Source organism: Streptomyces sp. NRRL B-1140, from assembly GCF_001280065.1.
GTDB lineage: Bacteria > Actinomycetota > Actinomycetes > Streptomycetales > Streptomycetaceae > Streptomyces.
In genome coordinates, this window is record NZ_LGEA01000002.1 from 131,211 (window position 1) to 142,774 (window position 11,564).

The 11,564-nt window shown below is 69.9% G+C and carries 9 protein-coding genes and 1 pseudogene; 3 read left to right on the forward strand and 7 right to left on the reverse strand.

What is annotated here, in order from left to right; all coding sequences use genetic code 11:
• Window positions 1–16 precede the first annotated feature (16 nt).
• Window positions 17–814, forward strand: a complete 798-nt coding sequence (locus ADK65_RS02560; RefSeq protein WP_234352777.1) for an NAD(P)-dependent oxidoreductase — start codon at window positions 17–19, stop codon at window positions 812–814.
• A 679-nt stretch (window positions 815–1,493) separates the two neighbouring features.
• Here the strand turns inward: ADK65_RS02560 and ADK65_RS02565 are convergent.
• From ADK65_RS02565 to ADK65_RS02575, 3 genes are all read right to left on the reverse strand, one after another.
• Entirely contained in the window at window positions 1,494–3,668 is a 2,175-nt protein-coding gene (locus ADK65_RS02565) for an FUSC family protein (protein WP_053668126.1), read from the reverse strand.
• Window positions 3,669–3,999: 331 nt separating this feature from the next.
• Window positions 4,000–5,175 (reverse strand): glutathione-independent formaldehyde dehydrogenase, encoded by a 1,176-nt coding sequence (locus ADK65_RS02570; protein ID WP_053668127.1) that lies wholly within the window; start codon window positions 5,173–5,175, stop codon window positions 4,000–4,002.
• 293 nt (window positions 5,176–5,468) lie between these two features.
• Window positions 5,469–6,620 (reverse strand): hypothetical protein, encoded by a 1,152-nt coding sequence (locus ADK65_RS02575; RefSeq protein ID WP_199825558.1) that lies wholly within the window; start codon window positions 6,618–6,620, stop codon window positions 5,469–5,471.
• Between the two features lie 361 nt (window positions 6,621–6,981).
• On the opposite strand from ADK65_RS02575, the gene ADK65_RS02580 reads away from it, so the two are divergent.
• Both ADK65_RS02580 and ADK65_RS39075 read left to right on the forward strand, forming a co-directional pair.
• Window positions 6,982–7,431, forward strand: coding sequence for a DUF1931 family protein (locus ADK65_RS02580; RefSeq protein ID WP_053668128.1), 450 nt, complete (start codon window positions 6,982–6,984; stop codon window positions 7,429–7,431).
• Window positions 7,432–7,606: 175 nt separating this feature from the next.
• Window positions 7,607–7,744, forward strand: a pseudogene (locus ADK65_RS39075) (serine/threonine protein phosphatase); the annotation flags it as partial.
• A gap of 146 nt (window positions 7,745–7,890) precedes the next feature.
• On the opposite strand, the gene ADK65_RS02585 reads toward ADK65_RS39075, so the two are convergent.
• From ADK65_RS02585 to ADK65_RS02600, 4 genes are all read right to left on the reverse strand, one after another.
• Window positions 7,891–8,283, reverse strand: a complete 393-nt coding sequence (locus ADK65_RS02585; protein WP_053668129.1) for a DUF2267 domain-containing protein — start codon at window positions 8,281–8,283, stop codon at window positions 7,891–7,893.
• A gap of 686 nt (window positions 8,284–8,969) precedes the next feature.
• The gene (locus tag ADK65_RS02590; protein WP_053668130.1) at window positions 8,970–9,467 is read right to left on the reverse strand and encodes an Hsp20/alpha crystallin family protein; all 498 of its coding nucleotides are present in this window, start codon (window positions 9,465–9,467) and stop codon (window positions 8,970–8,972) included.
• 46 nt (window positions 9,468–9,513) lie between these two features.
• Complete coding sequence (locus tag ADK65_RS02595) at window positions 9,514–11,295, reverse strand: FAD-dependent oxidoreductase (RefSeq protein WP_053668131.1); 1,782 nt, start codon at window positions 11,293–11,295, stop codon at window positions 9,514–9,516.
• Window positions 11,295–11,558, reverse strand: a complete 264-nt coding sequence (locus tag ADK65_RS02600; protein WP_053668132.1) for a UBP-type zinc finger domain-containing protein — start codon at window positions 11,556–11,558, stop codon at window positions 11,295–11,297. The genes ADK65_RS02595 and ADK65_RS02600 overlap by 1 nt, the downstream gene beginning before the upstream one ends.
• Window positions 11,559–11,564: the final 6 nt, after the last annotated feature.

Consider the following 11,564-nt stretch of genomic DNA (forward strand, 5'->3'; position numbering starts at 1 on the left):
GAAACGGACCCCCAACATGAGCAGGATCACCGTCTTCGGCGCCGCCGGAAAGGCCGGCTCCCGCGTCGTCGCCGAGGCCGCCGCCCGCGGCCACGAGGTCACGGCCGTCGCCCGCGACCTCGACGCTCTGTCCGCCCTCCCCGATGGCGTGCAGGCGGCTGCTGGTGACGTCACCGATCCCGACTCCGTCGCCGCCCTCGCCAAGGGCGCCGAAGTGATCGTGCTGACCGTCGGCGGCCCGGACGCCGCCCTCTACACGAACGCCGTCTCCGCCGCCGCGTCGGCCGTCCGCGCCTTGGGTCCGGCCGGCCCGCGCATCATCCACATGGGCGGTGGCGCGAGCCTCCTCAACGGCGAGGGCGTGCGGTTCTTCGACGCCCCCGGCTTCCCGGAGGAGTTCAAGCCCTACGCCATCGGCCAGATCCGCGCACTCGACGCCTACCTCGCCCTCGGCGACGACGTGACCTGGACCTACCTGTCCCCGCCCCCGGTCCACTTCGCCCCCGGCACGCGCACCGGCCACCACCGCACCGGCCTCGACCACCCCGTCGTCGGCGACGACGGCCAGGCCCGCATCTCCTACGAGGACTACGCCGCGGCTCTCGTCGACGAGATAAAAACCCCCGCCACCTCAACCGACGCTTCACCGTCGGCTACTGAACAACCAGCTATGACGGCCTCCGGCGGCACGCGCAAGACGCGCTGCGGAGGCCGTCACGCATTCGCGCACCCGGCGGAAGCAGCCGAGGGCGCGCAGGCAGAGCCTGGCGCAGCGGACGCGTCGAGTGGCAGAGCAAGAGTGGCCGATCCCTGAGCACCAGTCCCGCATCTCGGGTCGTACTGGCGCCGGTGTGATGGAGGTCGGTTCCACGACAACCCGCCTGGTCAGCGAAACCAGTTGGAAGCACACCGTCCTTCCTTCGCCTCCAGGGGCGCCGTCGGTGTCCGTCTCTGACAGCTGATGCCCCTGCGCTGGAGCGGCGCGGTTCCTCCCGCTGGCTGGAGACGAGGTCCCGGTCCGTCTCGGAGGCCAGACTCCGGGGCGGCGCCAGGACGGGCCGTCGTTCCTGCCCTTCGTGTTCGAGTCGGGCTGCCTCATACCCTTGTCCTGCCGCCTGGTAGGCCCTCGGTGATGTCGCGCCTCGCGCTGCCCCCAGGCTGCCAGCACAGGGAGGGATTCGCTCGTCCACCCGTTCGGCAGCTCGCCGCGCCTGCGGGCGGGGGCATCCACTGCATGCTGAATGTACGACCCATTCTCCCGAAGATCGAGGGCGGCCGGGGTACAGGGCTTCCCACAGCTCATCGAGGACGGCATCCACCTTGTCGTCGCGGCACTCCCCGTACTGTCCGCGGGGCACCTCACCGGGGGGGGCGTACCTGACGGTGATCTGGTCTATCCAGGAGCCGTACCGCGAGGAGCCGGTCGCGGCGCTCGAAGCCGCCGGGAGACTACTTCCCCCCAGGAGACGCCGCGCTTCGCGTCGCCGGAGCCTTCACCCACCCCCTTGCGGGGGTCCCGATCCGTCAGCTTCCGCGGCCCCGGCAGCCCGGACCCGTTGCTCCTCGCGAGCAGAGCCGACGTCTCGTTCCAGGGGTGTGCGGCTTACGGCTGTCGCGAGGTTGTCCAAGGCCCTCTTCTGCAGTTCCGCACCGCGCCGCAGCACCGGGCTCCGGTCCCCTCTGGCGCCCTCCCACGCGTGGAGTGCCTTCTCCACTCGGCCCCAGTCCGGATTCCTGTGCTCGCGCACGTCGTCTGCCGCTTGCGCGGTGTCCGCCTCCAAGGCCTCGGCGAACCGCTCCGCCTCGGGGACGAAACGGCTGTCGGCCCGTGGGACGTGGCTCTCCATGAGCATCGCCGCCCGGTCGAACCCCTTGAGCGCCTCCTGCGCATCCTCCGCCTCGCGCGACGTCAGCCCCCTGGGGCGGACCGGTTCCTGCCTCGCCTGGTCGTAAGCGTCCTGCCAGGTGGCACGTGCCTCCCTGCTCGCCAGCAGGGCTCTGCGCATGTCGGCTCGATGCTCCCGGGTCGGTTCGGCGTAGCCGCGGAGCACTGTGGCCGCGTAGCGGCCGTCGGCGGCGAGCCAGTCCGCGAGCCGATCCGGCAGCCGGGGGGTCTCCCATGCGGGGAACACCACGTACGCCAGCATGGCCAGGGCCCCGCCGAGCAGGGTGAGCACCACCCGCTCCGGGACCGTCTGCTCCCATGCCTGGCCGCCCATGCCGAGCAGGAAGACGACGTACGCGGCAGTGAAGCACTGGGAGTAGGCGTAGCCGGTACGGAGCAGCGTGTACGACAGGGCCGCCGAGACCACCGCCAGCGCGCCGAACACCTGGGCGTCCGGGCCCAGGGCCCGGACCATCCCGGTGGCGAGCGCGACCCCCGCCAGGGTCCCGGCGAGACGGCCCACCGCACGCGCGTACGTCCGGTGGAAGTCCGGCCGCATCACCATCACCGAGGCGATGGGCGCCCAGTAGCCGTGGCCCACGGGTAGCCGGGAAGCGATGAGGTAGCCGAGCGTGGCCACCGCCGCCAGGCGGACGGCGTGCCGGAACACGGGCGAATCCAGGCGGAGTTCACCGCGCACCGCCCGGACGACGACCGGGAGCAGCCGGAACATGGTCGGGCGCACCAGGAACGGGGCGCTCCCGGGGCCCGGCGGCGTAGGCCCCTTGTCGCGCGCTCCGCCGCTGCCGGCGATCTCCAACGCCTCGGCGAGCAGTTCCACGAGCCGTTCGGCGGCCTGCCGGGCGGGCCCCTCCAGCACCTCGCCCTCCTCGTCGACGCGCAAGACGTCCGCGCTCCCGGGCGGCACTTGGGCGGGAGTTCCGCGGCGGATCGAACGGGCGGCCGCGTCCAGGACGTCGGCGGCCGCGCCGAGCAACTCCCGTGCGCGGTCCCGCCCGGATCCCTCCGCCGGGGCGCCGACGTCCGGGTCGGCGAGCGCGGCGACGACCGGCAGAATGCGCTCGGCGAGGCCCCGGGGGCCGTGGAGGACGGGGGGCCGGGTGCGGGCCTGTGATGGCGTCACGGCGGCCGCGTCCCGGGCCGTCATCAGCGGCTCCGGGTCGAACGGGGCGGTCGGGTCGTGCCGCAGCCGGCGGGCGTGGTCGGCCACGGCGGCCAGCGCGTCGGCCAGCGCGTCCCGATGCGCCCCCCAGCGGCGGATCGGGAACAGCAGGATCAGCACGGCCTGCGCCACGCCTCCGAGCGCGATGACCCCGGCGTGTTCCAGAGCGCGCCCGATGCTGGTGGGCAGGGTGATGGTCACCAGCATGCTGCCGACCGTCGTCGCCGCGACGATCCCAGCGGTCGATCCGAGGGCCCACGCCATCCCCGCGGCAAAGGCCCATACGGCCAGCAGCGGGAGGAACGTCACGAGTCGCCCCGCCGCCAGGTAGCCCACGAAGGTGCTGAGCGCCAGACCCGCACCCGCACCCAGCGCGATCACCTTGCGCGGACGCCACGTGCGCTGGAAGGTGGCAGCACCCGCGGAGTAGGCACCGAGCGCGGCGGACGCGGCGTACGCAGGGGAGACCAGCCACAGTGCCGGCCCGATGACGATCGCCACCCCGGCAGCCGTACGCAGTGCGAGCAGGGGCTCCAGCCGCGCCTCCTCGATCGTGAGCCCGGATCGCACGACCTCTGCGAAGGTCCGCAGCCACTTCACGGTGTGAGCCCGCCCGGAACGCCCTGCCGGGTTGCGACGGGCTGGTCGAGGTGCGGCCGCCGGGCGAGGAAGCCTCCCGCAGGGCTCAAGAATCGAGCATCGGTGACTACGCGGCACATCAGCATGCGGCCTCACCAGTCCCAGGGTTTCCTCGCACCGATGCCCGGCGGGGTTTTCGCCTCCGGGCTGGCCGACATGCGGGGCCGGAGTCCATGATGCCGGGCCGAACTCCGGTGATCGCCGCTGGTTCAGTCCCTGCCGGAATCAGGGTGACCGCCACCCGTCACCCGGACTGGTCCGGGAAAACAGACGGGCGGCGGCCTCTGGGTTCCTATCGCTTGCTGCCGTTCCCGTGTCCGTTCGGATGCAGGACCACCTTGGTCCAGCCCTCGTCACGGGCGTCGAAGTGCTCATAGGCGGTGGGGGCGTCGTCGAGGCTGAGTTCGTGCGAGACGACGAAGCTCGGCTTCGCCTTCCCGGCGGCGATCAGGTCGCGCAGCGCCCGGTTGTATTTCTTCACCGGCGCCTGCCCGGTCCCCATGCGCTGGCCCTTGAACCACATCATGCCGAAGTCCATCGGCACCTTGCCTTGTGCCTCCAGCTCGCCCTGGGCCTCCTCACCGCCGGGGTCCTGGGGCAGGAAGACGCCCACCACGCCGATGTCGCCCGTGAACCTGACTGAATCGATCAGGCTGTTGAGCGTGAGGCTGGCGTCCTCGTCTCCCTCGTGGTCGTGGGCCTGGTAGCCGACGCATTCACAGCCGTTGTCGGCGCCCAGACCGAGGGTGGCCTCCTTGACGACCTCCGCCGGGTCCTGCTCGGCGGTGTTGATCGGTATGGCCCCGATCTCCTCCGCCTTGCCCAGCCGGTCGGGCTGGTGATCGGCCACCCAGACGCGGCCGGCGCCCTTGAGCACGGCGGAGTAGGCCGCCATCAGACCGACGGGACCGGCCCCGAAGACGATCGTCTGGTCGCCTGGCTTGACGTTGGCCATCTCGGTGGCGTGATAGCCGGTGGGGAAAATGTCGGCGAGCATCACGTAGTCGGTCTGTCGCTCGGCGGCGTCCTCGCCCAGGCGCAGCGCGTTGAAGTCGCCGTAGGGCACGCGCAGCAGTTCCGCCTGGCCGCCCTGGTAGGGGCCCATGTCGGCGAACCCGTAGGCGGCTCCGGCGAGGGCCGGTTCCGGCTGCATGGTCAGGCAGTAGTTGGTCAGCCCCCGCTCGCACTGCTTGCAGAAGCCGCAAGCGATGTTGAAGGGCAGTACCACGTACTGGCCGACCTGGACCTTGCGGACGGCCGAGCCGACCTCCACGACCTGGCCCAGGTTCTCGTGTCCCAGGGTGCGGCCGGACTCGAACGAGGTGCGGCCCTCGTACATGTGCAGGTCAGAACCACAGATATTGGTGGCGGTGATCTTGACGATGATGTCGCAGGGGTGCTCGATCTTCGCGTCCGGTACGTCCTTCACCGCGACCGTACGCGGGCCTTCGTATACCGCTGCTTTCATGATTGCGATCCCTTGATATCGCGGCATGACCGCACCATGGCGGTGATGGAGACGGCGCGAAGAGCCTCACTCCCGGGAGTTGAACGCGTGGGGGTCGGTGGGACGCGGTCCGTGACTCCGGCATGCCTCTGCGGGTCGTTCACCCGGATCAGGTGCAACGGCGCCGTCGGCGGCTTGCGACGCGGAGCACCGGCGCCCCCGGCGACGTGCCGTCCGGGTCCCCGTCGGCCCTCGACGCGAAACGAGCACACGCGGATCGATCAGCGAAATCTTTCCCTTTGGACGACCACCGACTACCGCCGTATCTCCGACTCGGACCTCGGCTGGTCATCGTGGTCCTCCTGGAGCCTGTGGCGACGTTCCTGTTCGCGCTTGGAGTAGGCGGCTGCCCGGATCGCATCGTCGCTCTCCAAGCCTGATCCCAGCGCGCCACCCACGGTGGCGACCGACGCGACGAACCAGGACAGCGTCAAGTACTCCCCAGCGTGCAGTGGAGTTCGTGTCACGGCAGCGAACGCTTGGTCGTTGAGAATGAACAGCGCCCACACCCAGTTGATGACCAGCAAACCCACGTAGCAAACGAGCACGCCGATACCCACGGTCACGACCGTCGAGACGTTGTACAGCCGCGCCCTCTGCCTGGCCTCCGGAGAGCTTTCTGTTGCTCGGTGCCACAGCTCCGCGTCTATGATCAGCCAGCCGATCATGATCGCGACAGATCCGACCGTGGCGATCACGAGGCGTGGCGTGCTGAGGGACGCGGCCAGGGTCCAGACGGTCGAGTTCACGGTGGCGACGGCTCCCGTCGCGAGCGCGGCCGCCAGGGCTTTCGACAAGCCCGGCACCAACCGCCACGGCCGGTTGGCGCGGACCATACCGGCGAGCACCCGCAGGTAACCGCGCGGCCCGCTGACGACGTACCGAAGATCGTCGGTCTCCTTCTCCTCGGCCCGGCCCGGATGAGAAGGGGCGAGACGATTGACGGAGAGCCCCGGAGGCGGCTGACTTCGCGAAGTTCCTTCAGCGCCATCGGGGTGCGGACTCGCCATGCCGAGCACGGCTTCTTCGACGGCCCGCCGGGCCCTCGTCTGCAGCCGCAGGCCCCCCAGTGAAGGAAGAGAGAGCAGCGCCAAGCCGTGCTCGTGATTCAGATTCACAGCGAGCTTGCGTCCGTGGGAGTGCAGCGGAAGGTCGGTGAGAGCGACGACGATGTCCCAGCTCTCCGCACTCCCACGGTCCTTGATCCTGCGCATCAAGGTGGGCGGGTCCTCCGTCCCCGAGGTGAAGGGTTCACTGACCACCTCGACGTCGAACCGTCGTCCCGGCCCCGACCTGTCGGCGAGCCGATCGGGAAGTGTCCGGACCATGCGCTGCGCGATCTCCGTCGGCGCGTCCGGATCCGCCAGGAGAGCCACGACCGTAACGCCCTGAGACGACACCTGCATGACCGGACCCTCCTCGTCGGCTGCCCCGCCGATCCCGAGTGCCCACGGGCGCCACCGCGGTAACGTCCGCGCCACGTGACACGCCGACCCCCGCCTGCAGGTGCAGTACGGCCGGATCTCCCGGGCACCGCCAACCGGTCCTCGCTGCTGCTCACCGGCCCTCCCGAGCGCTCTGTGGCCCTGCTGTCGGTCCGCACGCCCGTCGGCAACTCGGGCAGTCCGACGCATCGGCCTGGCAGGGCAATACGGCGAGGCCAATTGGGCCCCACATGCGCATGCGATCGGGCGCCCCCATCAGCCAGGCTGGCTGGGAACCCAGGGGCCGGGAACCACCCGGCTCCCGCAGCCGGAGGTTGCCGTCATGACCGTGATGTCCGTCGCCAGATTCGAGAGGTTCTTTCGCGCGGCCGCAGGACTGAACGTCGACAAGAACGATCTCAAGCGCTTCAACGACTTCGTCGACGCCAAGCTCTACGATCTGCTGACCGTCGCCCAGGCCACTGCCAAGGCCAACGGTCGCGACGTCATCCGGACCGGTGACCTACCGATCACGAAGGGCCTGCAGGAGAGCATTCACCATTTCCGGAAGATCGACCAGGATGTGGAGCTCAAGCCGATCCTGGAACAGCTCGCCACCCATCCGGCCTTGGACCGTACGCCCGATGAAGAGACCGAGGCGGCCTACCCGGACATCATCGGCGGACTCAGCCTGGCCCTTGCTCAGAGCTTCAAGATCCTCCACCCCGACCTGAAGAACCCCCAGACCCAGCACTGGGACGAGGTGCGAGCCGTCTTCGACCTCCTGCTCTGAGCGGCAACCGAGACAGGCGGTGCAGCCACGGCCGAACAGCGTCAGCGCGCTCCGCTTCCTTGGCTGCCGCAACGACGTGCTCCAACTCGGGAGTCGGAGAACTCAGATCGTGCCGGCCCGCCCTCGAAGGGATCATCGAAGGCATGGACAGGAACATGTCCGTCGGGTCCGGGGATCAGCTGCTGCAGGGCAGAGCGCCTCGGAAGTGCTACGCCTGCTCATCCATGCCATCCTCGAGCATCAGCACAACGAACTCAGCGACGACGCCACGATCTTGATGTTCGAGTGGCAGCCCCCTGATCCTGATTCGTGACGGCAAGAGCCGGAAGGCGCAGCCGTGACGCCGGAAGCCGGCCGCCTCAGCCTGCCCGGCGCTTGGACCGCACTCGTGACCTCCTCCACCGGGGTCACGGCAAGAGCGCGGCAAACGATTTCTCAATTCTGGGGCGCCTCACGGGCTCAGTCCGCGAGGTCGGCCTTGCCGAACAGGACCGCGTAACTGGAGGGGAGTTGACTGATGATCTGATTCAGTTCTCCGCCGGTGACAGCGTCGGCAACGGTGGTCAGGACCGCGCTGCCGTCCCACTGCGCCGTACGCGGCCGGGCACCCGTGCGCTCGGCGACCCGGCGGTAGAACTCTTCGATCCCGAAGCTCTGCGCCTGCTGCGGCGTGGCATGGTCCAGAACCTCTCGCAGCGGGCCGGGCAGCTGGGATGCGAGGTCCTTGACCTCTCCCGGGCTGATCCGTTGGGCCAGCACTTCCAGCACGGCATTGGTGACGTCCGCGGCTTCGCTCTGGTCCTTGTATTCGCCTCGCTCGCGTACATGGGCGAGGAATCCGTCGTATTTCATCGCTGCCTCCTTCTGCCGCGGTCACCGCTGGTCATGGGGGTCGCCCGATGCGCTGTCGGGTCGGCCGCGTCCGTCCGTCGGCGTGTAGCTGCCGCCAGCAGGCGCCTGGCCCTGGACTCCCGCTCGGAATCACGCAGGGCGCGGCGGAAGCATCCTGGGCCCCAGGAACGGCCGCCCACGGCCGCTTCAAGCCGGTCGCGGCTCGCCGGGCCGGATTCTTGGAGCGCGTGGGTGATTTCGCCGACCTCGTCGTCAAGGCGTTGTTCGGCCATGGCGGATGTGCGGCTTGTCATGCCCGCGGTGCCGGCCATCCCCGGCGAGTACAGGGTGCCGCCCGGTCCGCTGCCCGGGCGGTAGCGGCAGGCTCCGGTGCGCACTCCCGCTCCTGACGGCGGGCGGGGCGGTCGGCGATCCACTGGTCCCGCTCGTGCGCGTTCTGCCGGAGGTGTGCGGGGCGGAGGCGGTCTCGTGCGTCCTGTACCGATCGGCACGGCCGTGGGCGGAATTCGGCTGCTGCGCGCCCGGCGTCTGCGGCGCTTGAGGAAGCCGGTGGCGAGCCATGTGCCACGTCTCCGCCGCCGTGAGGGGTTGTGAGAAAGGACGTCGTTCATGGGTCACCCCGGGCGTCAAGCCTCATGGCCCGGCCGCGGTGCCGGACGAGTGTCCGGAACCGCGGCGTTCGCGTGTCAGCCGCTGCTCCCGGTGCTTTCACTCGTCTCGCTGATCTCGACGTGCCGGGGCTTTGCGACTTCGGCCTTGGGGACGGTGATGGAGAGCACCCCGTCCGACATCTGCGCATTGATCTTTTCGGTGTCGACCTCTCCGTGCAGCCGCAGCCGGTACTCGAAGGCTCCAGTGCGGCGGGTGCTCCGGCGCAGGACGCCCTTGCGTTCCTTCTCCTTGATCTCTCCGGTGACCACAAGCTCGGGACCGTTGGCCTGAACGTCGATGTCCTTGCTCCTGACGCCGGGGAGTTCGATCTCGATGTGGAAGGCGTCGTCGGACTCCGTGACATCCGCCAGAGGCGTCCACGCGACTGCGGGCGCCGCGCCTCCCACCGTGGATTCGATCAGTCCGCTCATCTCGCTGAGCAGTTGGTCGAACTCCGTCAGCGGATTGCGTGCCCAGCCAACGGGCCTGTCCTGCATCGCGCCACCGCGGTGGCGCCTGACGGGCGTGGTCATTCCCCTCGCCTCCTGCTCCTTGTCGTGATCTCGTCGCCGCTGGGTGTCATGCGAGCCAAGCGGACTCCTTTCGACGGGTGTGCGGGGAGCTGTCGGTGCCGCCTGGCGCGGCCGTGTGGCCCAGGTAGCGGTGCACGAGGTGGATGCTCATCGCGCCTTCGCCGACCGCGGAGGCCACGCGTTTCACCGAGCCGCTGCGGACATCGCCGGCGGCGAAGACGCCAGGCAGGCTGGTCTCCAACGTCAGGCAGTCGCGGCCCTGGCTCTGCCACAATTCCGGAACGGAGCCTGCCTGCGCCTCCGCCCCGGTGAGCACGAAACCGCGCGCGTCGAGGGCGAGCGCACCGGACAGCCACTCGGTGTGGGGCTCGGCGCCGGTGAAGACGAACAGGGCCCGCACCGCCAGGTGGCGGTTCTCGCCCGTCCGGTTGTCGACCACTGCGACCGCCTCCAGCACCTTGTCGCCCAGTGCCTCGGTCACCTCGGTGTGCAGCAGCACGCGCACCCGAGGGTGGCGCTCGACCTGATCGATCAGGTAGCGGGACATGTGTGCCTCAAGGCTCGGCCCACGGACGAGCAGATACACCTGCGGTGCGTACCCGGCCAGAAAGAGCACGGCCTGGCCCGCGGAGTTGCCTCCGCCGACGACGGCCACCGGGTCGGTGCGGCACTGCTGGGCCTCGTAGAGGGTCGCCGAGTAGTGGACGCTCGTTCCCTCCAGGCGTTCAATGCCGGGCACCAGAAGGCGGCGGTAGCGAGCGCCGGTGGCCAGGACGACTGTGCGGGCGGTGATCTCGCCGCCGTCGGCGATCCTGACGGCATAGTGCCCGTCCCGCGGTTCGAGCCGGGCTGCCTCCGCCGGGACGCTGATCCTGGCGCCGAACTTGTCGGCTTGGAGCACGGCGCGTTCGGTGAGTTCGGCGCCCGAGATGCCGGAGGGGAAGCCGAGCAGATTTTCGATGCGGGACGACGTGGCGGCCTGGCCACCGCTGGCCATGGCCTCGACCACGGTCGTGTCCAAGCCCTCCGAGGCGGCGTTCACCGCGGCGGCGAGACCAGCGGGTCCGGAGCCGACGATCAGGAGATCGCCGTGATGGTTTCCGGCAGGCAGCGACGGGAGGCCCATGAGCCGGGCCAGTTCCGCGTTGCTGGGGTTACGCAGCAGAGTGGTGTCCCGCCAGATGACGAGCGGTGTCTCCTCCGGGCCGACGCCGAAGCGGCGCAACAGCTCCTCGGCCTCCTCATCGGTCTCCAGATCGATCCAGCGATGCGGCAGTCGGTTCCGGGCGGCGAACTCGCGCAGTCGCCGGGTGTCGGGCGAGTAGCGCGAGCCGATGATGCGGAAACCGGCGCCCTGCCCGACGAGCAAAGCACGGCGGCCCAGGCAGGCACGCAGCACCACATCGCCGAGGACGGAGTCCCGGTTCACCAGGTCACGCAGCTGCTCCATGGACAGGGCGAGAACCTCGCCGGGGTCCCTGACCAGGGCGGTGTAGAAGGCCACCTGTCCGTGGAGGAGCCCGAGTTCGCCGATGAAGCGGCGGGGGCCATGCACACGCAGCAGTCGTTCGTCGGGCGTGCCGTGGCCCTCGACGACGGCGATCGAGCCACTGAGGACGACATAGAACGTCTCGCACCGCTCCCCCTCCCGGATCAGCACGTCACCGGCGTCGACCGCGCGCCGCCGGCCATGCTGCGCCAAGCGGGCTATCTGGTCGTCCGGCAGACGGGGATAGGCGCCGTAGATGTCGGCGGTCTCGAAGGGGACGCTCTCCTCCGCCTCGTCCGGCACAGGCGCCGGGCCTGGCCGCGTATCGTCGCGGGCCATCACACGAACGCCTCGTGGACGAAGCACCACCGCCAGTCCTCGCCGGGCTCCAGCGACGCCGCGATCGGATGACCGTCGGCGGCGGCGTGACGGCGCGCGTGCCGGTTCGGCGAGGAATCGCAGCAGCCGACGTGGCCGCAGGTCAGGCAGAGCCTGAGGTGGACCCACGGAGAGCCGAGCAGCAGACACTCCTGACACCCTTCGGGGGTCAGTGGCTGGACCGGCTGGACGAGCGCGAGGTGGGGGTCGGTCCGTACGGTCATGACTGT